Annotated in this window: 14 protein-coding genes; 5 read left to right on the top strand and 9 right to left on the bottom strand. The window is 54.7% G+C overall.

All coding sequences use genetic code 11. The annotated features are described in order from the left end of the window. Positions 1 to 78: 78 nt before the first annotated feature. Positions 79 to 1,077, bottom strand: a complete 999-nt coding sequence (gene kdgT, locus JY391_RS20525) for a 2-keto-3-deoxygluconate transporter (RefSeq protein WP_042291058.1) — start codon at positions 1,075 to 1,077, stop codon at positions 79 to 81. A 701-nt stretch (positions 1,078 to 1,778) separates the two neighbouring features. Here kdgT and proP point away from each other — a divergent pair. Then, positions 1,779 to 3,281, top strand: coding sequence for a glycine betaine/L-proline transporter ProP (proP, locus tag JY391_RS20520; protein ID WP_042291054.1), 1,503 nt, complete (start codon positions 1,779 to 1,781; stop codon positions 3,279 to 3,281). Between the two features lie 64 nt (positions 3,282 to 3,345). Then, complete coding sequence (pmrR, locus tag JY391_RS20515; protein WP_229264083.1) at positions 3,346 to 3,438, top strand: LpxT activity modulator PmrR; 93 nt, start codon at positions 3,346 to 3,348, stop codon at positions 3,436 to 3,438. Here the strand turns inward: pmrR and pmrB are convergent. The 7 genes from pmrB to melR form a co-directional block, all read right to left on the bottom strand. Continuing rightward, positions 3,435 to 4,514: a two-component system sensor histidine kinase PmrB gene (gene pmrB, locus JY391_RS20510; RefSeq protein ID WP_211934947.1), complete on the bottom strand. Its 1,080-nt coding sequence runs from the start codon at positions 4,512 to 4,514 to the stop codon at positions 3,435 to 3,437. The two genes, pmrR and pmrB, sit on opposite strands and share 4 nt — an antisense overlap. Beyond that, positions 4,515 to 5,189 (bottom strand): two-component system response regulator BasR, encoded by a 675-nt coding sequence (gene basR, locus JY391_RS20505; protein ID WP_042291047.1) that lies wholly within the window; start codon positions 5,187 to 5,189, stop codon positions 4,515 to 4,517. Next, complete coding sequence (gene eptA, locus JY391_RS20500) at positions 5,186 to 6,829, bottom strand: phosphoethanolamine transferase EptA (protein WP_211934946.1); 1,644 nt, start codon at positions 6,827 to 6,829, stop codon at positions 5,186 to 5,188. The genes basR and eptA overlap by 4 nt, the downstream gene beginning before the upstream one ends. A 120-nt stretch (positions 6,830 to 6,949) precedes the next feature. Continuing rightward, positions 6,950 to 8,287 (bottom strand): arginine/agmatine antiporter, encoded by a 1,338-nt coding sequence (gene adiC, locus JY391_RS20495; RefSeq protein WP_211934945.1) that lies wholly within the window; start codon positions 8,285 to 8,287, stop codon positions 6,950 to 6,952. A 129-nt stretch (positions 8,288 to 8,416) separates the two neighbouring features. Next, positions 8,417 to 9,178, bottom strand: a complete 762-nt coding sequence (locus JY391_RS20490; protein WP_042291041.1) for an AraC family transcriptional regulator — start codon at positions 9,176 to 9,178, stop codon at positions 8,417 to 8,419. A gap of 332 nt (positions 9,179 to 9,510) precedes the next feature. Continuing rightward, the gene (adiA, locus tag JY391_RS20485; protein ID WP_211935834.1) at positions 9,511 to 11,778 is read right to left on the bottom strand and encodes an arginine decarboxylase; all 2,268 of its coding nucleotides are present in this window, start codon (positions 11,776 to 11,778) and stop codon (positions 9,511 to 9,513) included. A gap of 217 nt (positions 11,779 to 11,995) precedes the next feature. Continuing rightward, entirely contained in the window at positions 11,996 to 12,928 is a 933-nt protein-coding gene (gene melR, locus JY391_RS20480) for a transcriptional regulator MelR (RefSeq protein ID WP_211934944.1), read from the bottom strand. Positions 12,929 to 13,197: 269 nt separating this feature from the next. On the opposite strand from melR, the gene melA reads away from it, so the two are divergent. From melA to JY391_RS20465, 3 genes are all read left to right on the top strand, one after another. Then, positions 13,198 to 14,553 carry an alpha-galactosidase gene (melA, locus tag JY391_RS20475; protein ID WP_084589030.1) on the top strand — a complete coding sequence of 452 codons (1,356 nt, stop codon included), beginning with the start codon at positions 13,198 to 13,200 and terminating at the stop codon, positions 14,551 to 14,553. 90 nt (positions 14,554 to 14,643) lie between these two features. Next, a complete protein-coding gene (gene melB / locus JY391_RS20470; RefSeq protein ID WP_211934943.1) occupies positions 14,644 to 16,074 on the top strand; it encodes a melibiose:sodium transporter MelB in 1,431 nt (476 codons plus the stop codon). A 2-nt stretch (positions 16,075 to 16,076) separates the two neighbouring features. Then, positions 16,077 to 16,331 (top strand): SemiSWEET transporter, encoded by a 255-nt coding sequence (locus tag JY391_RS20465; protein ID WP_042291027.1) that lies wholly within the window; start codon positions 16,077 to 16,079, stop codon positions 16,329 to 16,331. Positions 16,332 to 16,476: 145 nt separating this feature from the next. Here JY391_RS20465 and fumA read toward each other — a convergent pair whose 3' ends face one another. Then, positions 16,477 to 18,123: a class I fumarate hydratase FumA gene (gene fumA, locus JY391_RS20460; RefSeq protein WP_042291025.1), complete on the bottom strand. Its 1,647-nt coding sequence runs from the start codon at positions 18,121 to 18,123 to the stop codon at positions 16,477 to 16,479. Positions 18,124 to 18,153 lie beyond the last annotated feature (30 nt).

The raw sequence follows: 18,153 nt of genomic DNA, 5'->3' as shown, positions 1-18,153 counted from the left end.
GAGGTGAAAAGCGCGAAGAGAAGCGGGCGCAGTCGTTAGACGTCGCCCTCCCGCGCAGAGCGGGAGGGCGACTGAAGGTTAGTGATTCATAGATTCAGCGGTTTTTTCTTCCGCATTGACCGGAGGCTGAACGTTGCCGAAGCGTTTGGCGTACAGCGCAGTGATGATCGGCACCAGGATGGCGGTGACAATCACGCTGGCGGCAACCAGCGCCGTCGCGGAAGCCGCGACGGGCTCAAACGCCGGGTTGATCTGGGCGATAATGACCGGGTTCGCCACCGCAGCGCCCGCCGCAGAAGACGCCGCTACGCCCGCTGTACCGTTACCGCCGCCGATCACGCGGTCGGCAATAATCAACGGAATACCGGTGATAATGATGACCGCCACGCCCAGCATGATGCCCAGCAGACCTGTATCAACAATCACGCTCAGGTTAATGGTGTTACCCAGCGCAAAGCCGAAGAACGGAATCAGTACTGGCGTTGCCTTGCTGAAGAACGCACGCAGATCGTGGTCGAGGTTGCCGAGGGCAAAGCCGATCAGGAACGGTAATACGGCGCCGATAAAGTGATGCGGCTCGAAAGAAGCGAGGCCAGCGGAACCAAGAATCACCATGGTCATCAACGGACCGGACTCCAGTGACATCAGCACGAACGCGCCGGACTCTTCTTTGGTGCCGTACTGGTTCATCAGGCTGGCGTACAGGCCGCCGTTGGTCATGTCCATTGCGGAAACAATCGCCAGAACAGACAGACCCGCGAAGAAACCGGTTTGAATGCCGGTGTCCGGAATAAACGAGGCGGCGATCATCGCCACCACCCACGCAACGGCAATTTTCGTGATTACCAACGTACCGGATTTACGTAATACCGTACCGGTTGCGCGCAGATCGATAGAAGCGCCAATACAAAAGAACCATACCGCCAGAATGGGCACCGTGCCGCTTATCATTCCTTTAGTAAATGAACCGAAATACGCGCCCGTGTCTGGCGCCAGGGTATTTAAAACGGCGCCGAGCAGTAATGGAATCAACATCATCCCACCAGGGATGCGTTCTATGGTGGCTTTAATTTTCATAAACGTCCTCACTTCTTACCCGCGAAACAAACGGACAAGGTGGCAAAAGGTATTGAATTCAGTTTGTTATATAGAAGCGAAGCGCAGAAAATACTGCGTTCCCTTTACGTTGTACGTAGCGATTGCGCCTGCTGGCGGCCTCTTTCGCTCCCCGGTGGTGTTGCCTCGTCTCTTATCTTGCATTCATTGGAATATTGATTCAATGAAAACGAAACAGTGTTTTAGTTATCTTTGTCACATAATTAATGTAAACATTCGGCGGCTTTTGGATTATTTAAAATAAACGTAAACAAGGTGTAAAAAAGCCAGGGGAATTTGCATAGCAGATTAATAGTGTCGCCGGGAAATGTTTGGTCGTGACGATGAATGTCATCGCAACGAAAGCAAAAAAGAATCGCAACGTTGCCACGTCAAAAAAGAGAGTGAGGATCACCTTATTTACGTTCTTTGACGAAACACAAACATATATGTGAAGTTGATCACAAATTTAAACACTGGTAGGGTAAAGAGGTCATTAACCGCCCACTTCAGGCGTCAACAGGTTCGGTTGTACAGTCCTTAACCGGTCAGTGTAAGTAAACCTGCTACGCTTGGTAAAGGAATTGCGCCTGCGTAATTCCAACGCTCGACGGTGACGTTCGCGCAGCTTGCGCCAATGAAGCGGTATGCAGCGAGACAGGGCTTAGTCTATGAGGACAGCTATGCTGAAAAGGAAAAAAGTAAAACCGATAACGCTTCGCGACGTAACCATTATTGATGACGGTAAACTGCGTAAAGCGATCACCGCGGCCTCGCTCGGCAACGCGATGGAATGGTTTGATTTTGGTGTTTATGGCTTCGTTGCCTACGCGTTAGGTAAAGTATTCTTCCCGGGGGCTGACCCCAGCGTGCAAATGATTGCCGCGCTCGCGACTTTCTCTGTTCCCTTCCTGATTCGTCCACTTGGCGGTTTGTTCTTCGGTATGCTCGGCGATAAATATGGGCGTCAGAAGATCCTGGCTATCACCATCGTCATTATGTCGATCAGTACGTTCTGTATCGGCCTGATACCGTCCTACGCTTCTATTGGTATCTGGGCGCCTATCCTGCTGCTGCTGTGCAAGATGGCGCAGGGCTTCTCGGTCGGCGGCGAATACACCGGCGCGTCGATCTTTGTCGCGGAATATTCCCCGGACCGTAAACGCGGCTTTATGGGCAGTTGGCTGGACTTTGGCTCGATTGCCGGATTCGTGCTGGGCGCGGGTGTCGTGGTGCTGATCTCCACCGTGGTGGGGGAAGCAAACTTCCTTGATTGGGGCTGGCGTATTCCGTTCTTTATCGCGCTGCCGCTGGGGATTATCGGGCTTTACCTGCGCCATGCGCTGGAAGAGACCCCGGCGTTCCAGCAGCACGTCGAAAAACTGGAGCAGGGCGACCGCGAAGGCTTGCAGGAGGGTCCAAAAGTTTCGTTTAAAGAGATTGCGACCAAACACTGGCGCAGCCTGCTGGCGTGTATCGGTTTGGTGATTGCCACCAACGTAACCTATTACATGCTGCTGACCTATATGCCGAGTTACCTGTCGCATAACCTGCACTATTCGGAAGATCACGGCGTGCTGATCATTATCGCCATTATGATCGGAATGCTGTTTGTGCAGCCGGTGATGGGGCTGCTGAGTGACCGTTTTGGTCGCCGTCCGTTTGTGATTCTGGGCAGTATCGCGCTGTTTGCGCTGGCGATTCCGGCATTTATCCTGATTAACAGTAACGTGATCGGGCTGATTTTTGCGGGTCTGCTGATGCTGGCGGTGATCCTGAACTGCTTCACCGGCGTGATGGCCTCCTCGCTCCCGGCGATGTTCCCGACGCACATTCGCTACAGCGCGCTGGCGGCGGCATTTAATATCTCGGTGCTGATTGCCGGTCTGACGCCAACGCTGGCCGCCTGGCTGGTGGAAAGCTCCCGGGACCTGATGATGCCGGCCTATTACCTGATGGTGATTGCGGTGATTGGTTTCATTACCGGTATGACCATGAAAGAAACCGCCAACCGTCCGCTGAAAGGGGCGACGCCTGCCGCGTCTGACATTCAGGAAGCGAAAGAAATCCTCGGCGAGCACTACGATAACATCGAGCAGAAAATCGAAGATATCGATCAGGAAATTGCTGAACTCCAGGAGAAACGGACTCGTCTGGTTCAGCAGCATCCACGTATCGACGAGTAAACGGCGTCTTAAGGTTTGCTTAATCTCTGACGGGCATACTCTCCTTCATAATCTGGAGGAGAGTATGATGAAAAAGCGTCTTTACGAACGTGTCGCCACTGTCTTTAGCGCGTTGAGTGTCAGCAGTTTTTTGTACGTCTGGGTCACCACTTATTAGATCTTCTCCAGCCTCACCGACGCGCGGGTTCCCGTCGCATCCACCCGGTTTTGCAAATAAAATTCGCCGCGATGCAGCTGTGTGATGCGGCTGACAATACTCAACCCCAGCCCGAGGCCGCCGAAACGGCTGTCCATACGCACGAACGCTTTACTTAGCTCGCCGCATTGACTTTCATCGATCCCCGGCCCTTCATCTTCAACCGCCATGACGGCCTGTTTATCCGTGTTCAGCGTGATCGCGATCGTCGTCCCCTTGGGACTGTAACGATGGGCGTTTTCCACCAGGTTACGCAACAGCATCCGTAGCAGCGTGGCGTCGCCTTTTACCGTCACGTCGTCGCGCCTCTCGGGCAGCAGCAGGGCCTGATCGCGCTGTTCCAGCATGGTGCTAAGCTCATCCCAGGACGGCAGGATGACGTCTTCCAGCAGCCGGACCTGCTGATAATTACCCGACGAGAACGACTGTCCGACGCGCGCTAACTGTAACAGCTGCGAGACGCTGTCCATCATCTGATCCAGCCGCGCAACGAGCGGGGCGACGTCTATATTATGCGCTTTTGACAGCAGTTCGAGATGCAGACGTACCCCGGCCAGCGGCGTTCGCAGTTCGTGCGCCACGTCGGCGGTAAACAGGCGCTCGTTCTCAAGCGTCGCGGTCAGCCGGTTCACCAGTTGGTTCAGCGCGGAAACCACCGCTTCAATTTCCAGCGTTGAACTGCGAAGGTCGATCGGCGTCAGGTTATCCGCGGTGCGGCTCTCCAGCTCTTTTTGCAGGCTGACGAGCGGGCGGGTGATACGCCGCACCGCCTGGTAACAGATCAGCAGCGTCAGGCTGACCATCAACACGCCGGGGACGATCAGGCTGGCGACCGCTTCGCGAATTTCATGCATGATGTGGCGGTCATTATTGCGGTTATCCCGTAGCGCCTGCTCAAACAGCTCAATCTGCTCTGTGCTTTCATGCCAGAGCCAGAAGGCGCTGATCAACTGGAAAACCAGCAGGATAACGCCGATGGTCAACATCAGGCGCTGGCGCAGGGTCATGGGCCGGCGCAGAAAACGCGTCAGGTTCACTTAGCCTTCCTCGGTCGCGGTCGCCACCAGCATGTAGCCAAAGCCACGCACGGTGCGAATGCGCGACTTACCGACCTTGTCGCGCAGGTTGTGGATATGGACTTCCAGCGTGTTGGTCGAAGGCTCGTTGTCCCAGTTATAAATGTCGTTATAAAGAATTTCCCGGTGCACCGGGCTGCCGGCTTTCAGCATTAGCCTGGAAAGCAGGGCGTACTCTTTTGGCGTCAGCACCAGCTCCTCGCCGGCTTTCCAGACCTGGCGACGCCCCATATTGAGAGTCAGACCGCCGACCACCAGTTCGCTTTCGCCCTGGTTATTGTGGCGGCGAAGCAGCGCGCGGATGCGGGCATGAAGCTCTTCCAGCGCAAAGGGTTTCACCAGATAGTCGTCGGCGCCCACGTCCAGCCCGGCGATCTTGTCGCTGAGCGTATCGCGGGCGGTCAGGATCAACACGGGCAGGGTGTATTTTTTCTGCCGGATACGCGCCAGAAAATGCAGGCCGTCCTCGTCCGGCAGGCCGAGATCCAGCACCAACAGGCTGTAATGACCACTTTCCAGACACTGCTCCGCCGCGCGTGCGGTGGAGACGCCGTCGCAGGCGTATCCCTCGGTTTGCGCCGCCAGGATCAACCCCTGTAAGAGCAGCGTATCGTCTTCCACAATCAGTATTTTCATTCAGCGGTTCTCCTGCAGGTCCGCAGAATGTCATCCGCGGGCCGGTATTGCGTTGTCTGCACGCCGGTCAGTCCCAGCATGGTCGAAAAAAGGTTGTCCTGCGAGTAATCCTGTTCCCGCGCCTGTTTTTGCAGGCAATCATTGTCTACGCCGTAGCGTTGCTGATAATCCGGCGACAGCCACAGCAGCATCGGCACATGCTTTTGCGTTTCTGGCGCAATGGCGTAAGGCAGACCGTGCAAATACACGCCATCTTCCCCCAGCGATTCGCCGTGGTCGGAAAGATACACCAGGCTGGTGGTAAATTTATCCTGATGCGACTTCAGGATATTAATCGTTTTATCAACAATATAGTCGACATACAGAACGGTATTATCGTAGGTATTGATGAGCTGCTGCTGTGAGCAGGTTTGAATTTCATTGGTGTCGCAGGTTGGGGTAAATTTCCTGAACTGCGGCGGGTAGCGGTGGTAATACGTCGGGCCGTGACTGCCAATGGTATGCAACACAATGACCCCATCGCCTTGTAACTGGTTGATGTACGACTCCAGGCCGTTAAACAGCACGTCGTCATAACATTCGCCGTCAATGCACTGGCCTTTCAGGTTGAGGGTAGTGACATTCTGATGCGGTACGCGGTCGCAGGCGCCTTTGCAGCCGCCGTCATTATCGTTCCACAGCACGCTGATACCCGCGCGTTGAATGATATCCAGCAACCCTTCCTGATGGTGCGCCAGCTCTGCGTCATAGTGCTTGCGCGGCATCCCGGAGAACATACACGGCACGGAGACCGCGGTAGAAGTCCCGCATGAAGTGGTGCGCGGGAAGTAGACCACGTTATCTTTTGTCAGCAGCGGATTGGTTTCACGCGGATAGCCGCCCAGCGAAAAGTTTGCCGCCCGCGAGGTTTCCCCGACGATCAAAATGGTCAGGTTTTTACGTTCGCCGTCCACGCTCTGCGGAGTGCGATGGGCATCTTCGCCAATGCGTACCAGCGGCAGGTTAGCCAGCCGTTCGTGCGCGTACCAGGACCAGGAGGCCACCAGACTGTTCGAGGGACTGAGCGCTTTCACCAACTGCTTATTGTTGCGAAACAGCGAGGCGTAATCTTTATAAAAAAAGCTGGCGACCAGGACGATCAGCAGGACGGAGATAATAATGCTGATCCCACGCGCCAGTACGCTGCGCAAACGCGGCGTAGTGGGTCTGATTCTGATCCCGCAGGCGATCAGGGCCGCTACAATGCCGCTCAGACCGAGGGTAAGCACCATCTGCGGCGTCATCAGGGCGAATGTTTCGGCGGGCGTGGTATCCATCATGTTGGCGATCATCGAACGGTCGATGATGATGCCGTAGGTGAGGATGAAATATTGCGCCGCCGCGCCCATCAAAATAAACAGGCAGGCCAGCGGGCGGTTCAGCCAGAGAAACGAGGCCAGCGTCAGGACGATGTTGATCACGCTGAACGCCACCACCGGCATCGACAGAAAGACCAGCACGTTACGCGCGGAGTCCAGCGGTAGAGCCTGTATGACCTGCTTATAAAAGGCGAGATTCAGGCAAACGGAAAGATAAAACGAAACCAGCAGCAGCCAGGTGAGCAGGCTGATAGACGGTCTTTTGAATATGCGCTTTAACATGGGGTGAGGTCCATCAACGAAGTGGCGCCAATCTTCGCAGAGTAAAATTAAGCCAACCTTAAGAAATTAAGGTTGGCTGTTTTGAAAAGCCGCGCCCTTGGGCGTTTCCCGGCAGGCGAACTAATTTTTGCTCACTGGCGCATCCAGCGGATACGGGTTTTTATGGATGCGGTTGTAGTTCAGGGCATACAGTGCAGTAATGATCATTAAGGTGACAAACGACCACATCACCTCTTTCGCGCCGGAGCCAACCACCGCCCAGATGCAGTAAACAAATGCCACGAAGGTGACGAGCAGGTAGATTGGCCGCGCTTTGCCGAAGTGTCCGTGACCGAGCAGCAGCAGTGCGGCGCAGGTATACAGATACGGCACCAGGGTAAAGATCACCGAGACAGAGGACACCAGACCAAACTCTTTGGCGGCGTTTGGCGACATGCTACTGAACTGAAACAGGGTCATTAAGATCCCGACGATGATCAGCCCGGCGACCGGGGTACCGGCTTTGTTGACGCGGGCGAAAATGGGCGGGAACAGGCCGTCGTCGGCGGCGGCTTTCGCCGTCTGACCGGCCAGCAGCGTCCAGCCGCCGAGCGAACCTAAACAGCCTGCCGCGGCGCAGAAGGAAACGATCGCGCCTGCGGTATTCCCCAGCGCCATGCGGGCGGCGTCGCCAAACGGCGAGGCGGAAACGCGCAGCGCGGCGTTCGGGATCATCCCCATGATCGCGGTGGTTGAGAGCACGTAGCAGACGGCGGCTATCAGCACTCCGCCAATGGTGGCGATCGGCACGTTGCGTTGCGGGTTTTTAACTACCCCCGCCGCTACCGAGGCGCTTTCTACCCCAATAAACGACCACAGCGTGACGTTCAGGGTACTTTGAATCGCGCCAAAGGTGTTCATGCCGCTAACGTTCCACGCCGCCATATAGGTTTCACCGCGAAACCAGAACCAACCGAACACGGCGATGCCAACAATCGGCACCAGCGCCAGCACGGTGGCGACGGCCTGTACGCGGGTGATCATTTTCGGCCCGACGATATTCAGCAGAACGAAAATCCACAGCACCGCCACGCAGGTCAGGGTGAGCACCAACGGATCTTTCAGGATCGGGAAGAAGTAGCTGAGATAACCAACGCCAATGACTACCATGGCAATATTGCCGATCCAGCAGGCCAGCCAGTACAGCACGTTGGTCTGATACCCGAGGAAAGGGCCGAAGCAGCGTCGTGCGTAAGCGTAAGAGCCGCCAGGACTGGGGTCTAATGCCGACATTTTGGCGTAAACCATCGACAGCGCCAGCGCGTCGATAATGGTCACTAACCATCCGTAGATGGCAATCCCGCCGGTGGCGGCGAGGTTAGCTGGCAGCAGGAAAACCCCTGATCCCATAATATTCCCCGACACCATAAGGGTGACGGGGATTAAGCCCACTTTGTGGGCATCAGCATCTGAAGACATTATTCAACTCCTGAAAAGGACTGTGAAATCAGGTCGTATAATACGCCCGGAGTGCGCCGCTGAATGATGTCGGAACAGGCTTATCGCTAATGCTGATATTATCGTGGCTTATTACAAAACAGGAATGCGTCAGGGCGCAGGGCGATTCTTAAACTGGCTGACATAATGCAACGGCGTCATGCCGTAATACTCTTTAAATACCGAGATAAAATAGGATGTGCTGTTATATCCGCACAGTTCAGAAACCTGAGAGATATTTTTACCGTCCATTAATAATTGATTAACGGCATAGCGCATACGGCAGGTAGTGATGATTTGGCTGTAGCTGGTATTTTCGTTTTTTAATTTTTTCTTCAGCAGGCTGGGGCTCAGACATAAACAGCTGGCAACCTGGCTGAGGTTCCACGCTTTATGTATATCACTTTCAATAATATGGTAAACGCTGTCGCTGATTCGGTCACGCAGCATAAACATTAATAGCGACATAAACTTTTTGCTGTCGAGAAAGCGCGACAGTACGGTGAACAGCAGAGAGCGGGTGCGCTCGTTTTCGCCGGGACTGTTGGTATGCTGGACGCTGTGTTCCGCCGCGACCCGAAAAACGTCTGGCGTTACGCATAATGCGGTTAACACTGGCGATGAGCTTCGCTGCCAGAGAGGGACGTGAGATAAATCTTTATTCAAAAAACGCAGGTATTCTTTAATGATATCGCGACTTATATGCGCGACAAGTGCATTATTAAGCGATGAGATATCAATGATGTTATTTTCGCAGGCGATAAGCGCCATATGATGTGCTTTTAAATTTATCGCCTCTTTGCCATTTACCCTCAGCCAAACATCTTTTTCTGTTAACACCACGATGCAGGGTTCTGTGCTGCAAAGTCTCATACCCCAACTCCTGAAATATGAACATAAAATACCCGATCCCGCCAATGGAGAGAGATAACGGAAGCCGTAAAATTTGTATGATGAATCCAATCCTGCATTAAAATAATCTTTTTATTTTCTATTTCAAGCGTCAGCAGATGATTCTTATGTACAGAATTTTTTACGAGGGTGGAAACCGGAATGAGAGATAAAAAAAGCGCGGGGGGACCCGCGCAAAAAGGTATGACAATGCTCATGTTGCAACAATACTCAGGAAAAGGCTGTCACATCCTCTGGCCAAAATCTGGCTGCGTCACGCTGGCCGGGCCATGACGCAGTCGTCGGAACAGACGTCAGGCTTTCACGCACATGACGTGATACACACCGTCAATAATTTCCGTCCCCTCCGTTTCATGTTCAAAGCCCGGGAAGTGACGATCCCACGACTGTAGCGCGCGCAGATACCCCACCTGCGGACTGTTGTCATCGCCAAAGTTTTCCCCGGAAAGCAGCATGGGAATGCCTGGCGGGTAAGGGATAACCGAGTTAGCGGCAATACGCCCCGGTAAATTCTCAATTGCCACCCTTTCGACTGCATCATTAACAATGGCGTTATAGGCGTCACGCGGCGTCATTTCTGCAACAGGCAGGCTGGAATAGGCCGCGTTCAGGCGCGCACCAGGGTTATTCTCTTTCAGCCAGGCGAACATCCGATCGCCCAGATCGTGCAGCCCGATATTCGCATAAGCGTCAGGATGCGCTTCCACCTGTTCCGGCATTACCTGCGCCAGCGGTGTGTTGGCGTCATAATGCTGTTTAAACGAGCACAGCGTGTTGATTAGCGTGCCCCATTTCCCGCGGGTGATCCCCATCGAGAACAGAAACATAATCTGGAAGTCGGTGGTGCGGGTCGGCACGATGCCGTGACGTCCCAGCCATGCGGTAACCAGCGCGGCAGGCACCCCAGTCTCTTCCAGTTCGCCATCGTCACCCATACCTGGTGCGAGAATACTGACTTTGATCGGGTCGAGCATGCTCCAGTTATCCGGTAAATCCGTAAATCCATGCCAGCTTTCACCCGGACGCATTATCCAGCAGTTCTGGTCGGTGGCCAGTAAAGACGCCGGCGCGTCAGCAAAATCATACGTTTCCCCGCTTTGCGGATCGGTAACCTGCTCTTTATTCCACGGTTTGAAGAACCAGTCGCCGTCGGCACGGTACTCTTTGTACAGGCGTGCCATCGCCTGACGGAAATCTATCGCTTCATCGATCACTTCCTGCGTCAGCGACAGGCCGCTGTTGCCATCCATCATTGAAACCGCCACGTCGTTGGATGCGCAAATAGCGTACAGCGGCGAGGTGGTGGCATGCATCATGTACGCCTGGTTAAAGCGGGAGAAATTCACCGCGCCGCGCCCTTCACGCACATGAATATACGACGCCTGCGAAAGCGCGTTCAGCAGTTTGTGAGTGGAGTGGGTGGCGAAAACGGTAGGACCGCTGTGATCGCCCGGCTCGCCGCGCAGGGCGAAATGATCGGCGTAAATTGGGTTAAAGCGGGCATAGCCGTACCAGGCTTCGTCGAAATGGATGCGGTCAGTGGTTTGCGCCAGCAGATCCTGCGCCGCTTTCGCGTTATAGCAAACGCCGTCATAGGTACAGTTGGTCACTACGCTGTAGGTGGGCTGTCGCCCGGTTTTTTCGCGGGTCAGCGGACTGGCGTCGATTTTTTTCCGCAACGTTTCCGGCTGCATCTCCTGCGGATAAATTGGCCCGATAATGCCATAGCGGTTGCGGCTTGGCACCATATAAACCGGTTTCGCCCCGGTCAGGATCAGCCCCTGTTCGATGGATTTATGGCAGTTACGGTCAATCACCACCACATCATTGTCGGTCATACAGGCCTGCATGATTGTGCGATTGGAGCCGGACGTCCCGACCACCACTGACCATGACCGGTCTGCGCCAAAGACGCGGGCGGCATATTTTTCGCTTTCGCCAAATGCGCCAGTGTGATCGAGCAGCGAACCGAGCGTGGTACGCTCAATGCCCATATCGCTGCGGAACAGGTTTTCGCCGTAGAAGTCATGATAGAAACGACCGGCAGGCGTTTTGGTAAAGCCCACGCCGCCCTGGTGGCCCGGGGCGGCCCACGAGTATTCATGAATGTCGCTGTACTTCATCAGCGCGCTGAACAGCGGCGGCAACAGTTGCTGACGATAGCGGGTCATCGCCGCCACGGCGCGCCCGGCAATAAAGTCGGCGGTATCTTCAAGGATCCAGGCGAACTCATCGACAAGCTCCAGCAGGTCGCGGTCCAGCGATGCGGTGGCTTTCTCTCTGTCGCCCAACAGAAAGACGGGCACGTTTTGCTGGCGCTCATGAAGCTTACCGATCAGTTGCCTGACGTTGAGATGTTCATCCGCGTGTTCCATCTGATAGCTGAACATCAGGCAATCAATGGCTTCGTTGGCAGAAAGGATGGCGTAGCCGTCGTCGAAAGACGTGGACTTAATGACGGTAACATTTTGCCGACTTAAGGCGTCAGCCAGACGTTCCACGGCGCTGCCCACCCAGGTGTCCTGATGCAGAAATTCACTTTCAACAATTAATACTTTCATCATCTTTACCCGGTAGTGAAGGAATGTGTGACGCGGGCAAGTATTGTCCCGGAAAAACAGAGAGTAAAGAGGGCGTCAAGGGCAGGGGTGTTACGATAAATAAATTACTAATCAATGGGTTATGTGGGAAATATCCTGTTTATTGGCGCGTTTTTATCGACAGGTCGATTATTTTTGGGGCTGATAGTGATATTACCGGGCGGTCTTTTGCGCCCCCTCACCCGGTTGCTGTCTGGCGGCGCTGTTGGCTCAGTTTGCGGTACTGCTGCGGCGACATGCCGACGTATTTATTGAAGGTGCTGTAAAAACGGCTGCTTGAGCGGAACCCGGCGGTCAGCGCGACGTCAAGGATCGTTTTGTCGGTGTCACTTAATAACGCGCGCACGTGATTGATGCGCATCGCCGTAATGTATTGCTTCAGGGTGAGTTGCATGACGCGCTGGAATATCCCCATCGCGTAATTAGCGTTGAGCTTCACGTGATCCGCCACGTCGTTGATGGTCAACGCCTGATCGTAGTTATCGGCAATAAAGCTGAGCATCTGGCTGACGTAAAACTGCGCATGGCGCGAGACGCTATTTTCATGCGTGCGCGAGGTTTTATTAAGCAGGACGGGCTGCCAGCCGGAAAGGCAGAAGCGCTTTAGCATCAGACCGATTTCATCGATCGCCAACTGGCGAATCTGTTCATTAGGGCTGTTGGCCTCCTGTTGCCAACGCACCACTTCGAATGTGCTGAGCTGCTGGCTGACCAGCGATTTCACCACCATTCCGTGGGTGACGTGGTTGATCAGTTCGCGGTCCAGCGGCCAGGAAAGAAACAGGTGCATGGGTAGACTAAAAATCGCCATCTGTTTGCATTCACCGGGACGGGTAAGCTGATGGGGCGTACAGGCCCAGAACAGGGTAATGTGGCCTTGTTCTATCCGCACCACTTCGTTGTTAATTAAATACTCCACGTCGCCGTCGAACGGCACGTTGACTTCCACCTGACCGTGCCAGTGACTGGCTGCCATAGCGTGAGGCCGCCGTAGCTCAATGTCCATTCGCTGGTATTCAGAATAGAGCGACAGCGGGCTACGGGTTTGCTTTTCATCGCCATTGCACATATGCGGATCGGGCGGAAGAAACACTATCGGTTGGGTACTCATACTTTCTCCCTTTCCTGAATCATCAGAATCATGCCTGCGGCTGCGCAAAGATACCGCGAACAGGCGCACAAGTCGGTCCGCTAACAACAATAATAGTCGGCGAAACAGGCCGGATACTCTGCTTTACTGGCTATTTACTCCCAAAAGCTCAGATCTGATGCCCGGCGGCGGGCGATCTGAGTTTTCGGGAATGCTCATTGGAGAAGACGGAGGTTTTCCCGCGGATCGCATGCCACGATGAGTGCAGTACAACACCGATCTGGAGAGTCATGATGTCTGCACCAAAAATTACCTTTATCGGCGCCGGTTCGACGATTTTCGTGAAAAATATCCTCGGCGACGTCTTTCATCGCCAGGCACTGAAGTCGGCCCATATCGCGCTGATGGATATCGATCCGACACGGCTTGAGGAGTCCCACATTGTGGTGCGCAAGCTGATGGATTCCGCGGGCGCAACCGGAAAAATCACCTGCCATACCGATCAAAAAACGGCGCTTCAGGATGCCGACTTTGTGGTGGTGGCGTTCCAGATTGGCGGTTATGAACCCTGTACCGTCACCGATTTTGAAGTCTGTAAACGCCACGGGCTGGAGCAGACGATCGCGGATACACTCGGCCCCGGCGGCATCATGCGGGCGCTGCGTACCATTCCGCATCTCTGGCGGATTTGTGAGGATATGACCGAGGTATGCCCGGACGCTACCATGCTGAACTACGTTAACCCGATGGCGATGAATACCTGGGCGATGTACGCTCGCTATCCGCACATTAAGCAGGTGGGGCTGTGTCATTCGGTGCAGGGTACGGCGGAAGAGCTGGCGCGCGATCTGGATATCGACCCGGCCTCGCTGCGCTATCGCTGCGCGGGCATTAACCATATGGCGTTTTACCTGGAACTGGAGCGAAAGACCGCCGAGGGGCGCTACGTCAATCTTTATCCGGAATTGCTGGCGGCGTATGACGCCGGACAGGCGCCGAAGCCAAACATTCACGGTAATACGCGCTGTCAGAACATCGTGCGCTACGAAATGTTCAAAAAGTTGGGCTACTTCGTAACGGAATCCTCGGAGCATTTTGCAGAGTATACCCCGTGGTTTATCAAGCCAGGGCGTGAAGATCTGATCGCGCGGTACAGCGTGCCGCTGGATGAATACCCGAAACGCTGCGTCGAGCAGTTGGCGAACTGGCATAAAGAGCTGGAGGAGTACAAAACGGCGGATCGCATTGAGATTAAGCCGTCGCGTGAATATGCCAGCACAATCATGAACGCCCTGTGGACCGGCGAACCGAGCGTGATTTACGGCAACGTACGCAATGACGGGCTTATCGACAATCTGCCGCAGGGGTGTTGTGTCGAAGTGGCCTGTCTGGTCGATGCCAACGGTATCCAGCCGACGAAGGCCGGAATGCTCCCGTCGCATCTGGCGGCGATGATGCAGACCAATATCAACGTTCAGACACTGCTTACTGAAGCGATACTGACGGAAAACCGCGATCGCGTTTACCACGCGGCGATGATGGATCCGCATACCGCCGCCGTGTTGGGCATTGAGGAAATCTATGCGCTGGTGGATGACCTGATCGCCGCACATGGCGACTGGTTACCGGCCTGGCTACATCGTTAATGTTCATGACGCCGGGGAAGCCCCCGGCATTTTATCTCTGACGTTTCCCATTACAGAAGGCGGGCGCTGGCAACAGCGACCCGGTACCCTATGAGCATATCAATGACAACAAAACTCAGTTATGGATTCGGGGCGTTTGGTAAGGATTTCGCGATTGGCATAGTCTACATGTACCTCATGTATTACTACACCGATGTGGTCGGACTGTCGGTAGGGCTTATCGGTACGCTGTTTTTGGTCGCCCGGATCTGGGATGCGGTCAACGACCCGATTATGGGGTGGATCGTCAACGCCACCCGTACGCGCTGGGGGAAGTTTAAGCCGTGGATCCTCATTGGCACGCTGGCGAACTCGCTGGTGCTGTTTCTGGTTTTTAGCGCCCACCTGTTCGAAGGCACAACGCAGATAGTGTTTGTTTGCATGACCTACATCTTGTGGGGCATGACCTATACCATTATGGATATTCCCTTCTGGTCGCTGGTGCCAACCATCACTCTGGACAAGCGCGAACGCGAACAACTGGTGCCATTCCCTCGTTTTTTCGCCAGCCTCGCCGGGTTTGTCACCGCCGGGGTGACGCTGCCGTTTGTCAATTATGTGGGGGGCGCCGATCGTGGATTTGGCTTTCAAATGTTCACGCTGGTGCTGATTGTGTTTTTTATTGCTTCAACGATCGTTACGCTGCGCAACGTACACGAGGTTTATTCTTCCGACAGCTCGGCGAACGCCGACGGCAGCCGTCTGACCTTAAAAGCCATCGTCGCGCTGATTTATAAAAACGATCAGCTCTCCTGCCTTCTGGGGATGGCGCTGGCTTATAACGTGGCCTCCAACATCATCAACGGTTTTGCGATTTACTACTTCACTTATGTGATTGGCGATGCCGATCTGTTTCCGTATTACATGTCCTATGCCGGAGCCGCCAACCTGTTGACGTTGGTCTTTTTCCCGCGACTGGTGAAACTGCTGTCACGGCGAATTTTGTGGGCAAGCGCTTCCGTTTTACCGGTGCTGAGCTGCGCGGCGCTTCTGGTAATGGCGCTGGCGGGATACCATAATGCCGCGCTGATTGTATTCGCTGGGGTATTGATGAATATCGGCACCGCGCTTTTTTGGGTGCTACAGGTCATCATGGTGGCGGATACCGTGGACTACGGCGAGTACAAGCTGCACGTTCGCTGCGAAAGCATTGCCTATTCGGTACAGACCATGGTGGTAAAAGGCGGCTCCGCGTTCGCGGCGTTCTTTATCGCTATTGTGTTAGGGCTGATTGGCTACGCGCCAAACGTCGCGCAGTCTGCCGAAACGCTACAAGGAATGCAGTTTATTATGATCGCGCTGCCAACCCTGTTTTTCGTCCTGACGCTGATTCTCTACTTCCGTTTTTATCATCTGAACGGCGATATGCTGCGCAAGATCCAGATCCATCTGCTGGATAAATATCGGCGGACGCCGACCACCGTTGAGCAGCCCGAGCTACCGGCAATTCCGGTTAGCGTGACAGGCGAAGCGAAGGCGTAATCATGGAATGGATTTCGTGGGTGGGTTATCTGGCGGCAAGCCTGACGACGCTCTCTTTTTTACCCCAGTCGATAAAAGTGATCGCTACCCGCAACACGCAGGGCATTTCTGGCGTAATGTACGTGATGTTTGTCTGTGGGTTAGTGATGTGGCTGATTTACGGATTGTTAATAGACGACATGGCCGTCAGCATGGCGAATCTCCTGACGCTGGTATTCGCGCTGCCGATTCTGGTTATGACGTTTCGCCGGGGATAATGGGGAGTTCTGCACGTAACGTTGCCGGATGCGTTGTCGCAGCCGGCATGGGAAAGTGAAAGCCGGATGACGCTGCGCTTATCCAGCCTGGGGAGGGGAGTCCAGGAGGGATAAGACGCAGCCGCCATCCGGCGTGGTGCTGTGATTACTTCGCGCAGTTAGCGCACTGTTTGCTGACGATCTGCTGGAAGAAATCGTTGCCTTTGTCATCTACCAGGATAAACGCCGGGAAGTCTTCCACGTCGATCTTCCAGATTGCTTCCATACCCAGTTCCGGATATTCAACGCACTCCAGATGTTTGATGCTCTGCTGCGCCAGCACTGCCGCCGGGCCGCCGATGCTGCCCAGATAGAAGCCGCCGTGTTTATGGCACGCGTCCGTCACCTGCTGGCTGCGGTTGCCTTTCGCCAGCATGATCATGCTACCGCCGTGTGACTGCAGCAGATCGACATAGGAGTCCATACGGCCTGCGGTGGTTGGGCCTAATGAACCGGACGGGTAGCCCGTTGGGGTTTTCGCCGGACCCGCGTAGTAGATCGGATGATCTTTAATGTATTGCGGCAGCCCTTCGCCAGACTCAATGCGCTCTTTCAGCTTCGCGTGGGCAATGTCGCGTCCCACGATAATCGTGCCGGTCAGCGACAGGCGTGTGGAGACCGGGTACTGCGAAAGCTGGGCGAGGATCTCTTTCATTGGGCGGTTAAGGTCAACTTTCACCACGTCGCCTTCACCCGCCTGGCGCAGGGCATCGGGAATGTACTGGCCCGGATTGTGCTCCAGTTTCTCAATCCAGATCCCTTCGCGGTTGATTTTCGCTTTGATGTTACGGTCAGCGGAACAGGAGACGCCCATTCCCACCGGGCAGGAAGCGCCGTGACGCGGCAGGCGGATCACGCGAATGTCATGCGCGAAATACTTCCCGCCAAACTGCGCGCCGAGGCCGAGTTTTTGCGCTTCTTCCAGCAGTTCCTGCTCCAGCTGCGTGTCGCGGAACGCCTGGCCGTGCTCATTGCCTTCGGTCGGCAGACCGTCGTAATAATGCGTGCTGGCGAGCTTCACGGTTTTCAGTGTGCTCTCAGCGGAGGTACCGCCAATGACGAAAGCGATATGGTACGGCGGGCAGGCCGCAGTGCCGAGCGTGCGCATTTTCTCAACAAGGAAGTTTTTCAGCTTGCCCGGAGTGAGTAGCGCTTTGGTTTCCTGGTAAAGATAGGTCTTGTTGGCCGAACCGCCGCCTTTAGCCACGCAAAGGAATTTGTACTCGTCGCCGTCGACGGTATACAGGTCGATCTGCGCAGGCAGGTTGGTTCCGGTGTTCACCTCTTTGTACATATCCAGCGCCGCGTTCTGGGAATAGCGCAGGTTGTCTTCGATGTAGGTGTTGTAAACGCCTTTGGAAAGCGCCGCTTCATCACCGCCGCCGGTCCAGACACGCTGGCCTTTTTTACCGACGATAATCGCGGTACCGGTATCCTGGCAGGTCGGCAGAACGCCTTTAGCGGCGATTTCGGAGTTTCTCAGGAATTGCAGCGCCACGTATTTATCGTTTTCGCTGGCGTCGGGGTCGTGAAGAATGGAGGCGACTTGTTGCTGGTGTTCAGGGCGGAGCAGGAAGGAGGCGTCGTGGAAGGCTTGTTGCGCCAGCAGCGTCAGGGCTTGCGGTTCCACCTTCAGGATAGATTCTCCTTCAAATTCGCTCACGCTGACGTAGTCGGAAGTGAGCAGATAGTACTCTGTTTTGTCTTCCCCCATCGGGAAAGGCGCCTGATAAAAGAATTCTTTGTTTGACATGTGCTTCCAGCCTGTTGATTTTTCTGAATA

Origin of the sequence: Citrobacter sedlakii (assembly GCF_018128425.1) — a bacterium.
GTDB classification, from domain to species: domain Bacteria; phylum Pseudomonadota; class Gammaproteobacteria; order Enterobacterales; family Enterobacteriaceae; genus Citrobacter_A; species Citrobacter_A sedlakii.
Note: the sequence above shows the minus strand (reverse complement) of the source record. Positions and strands in the feature narration are given on the sequence as shown.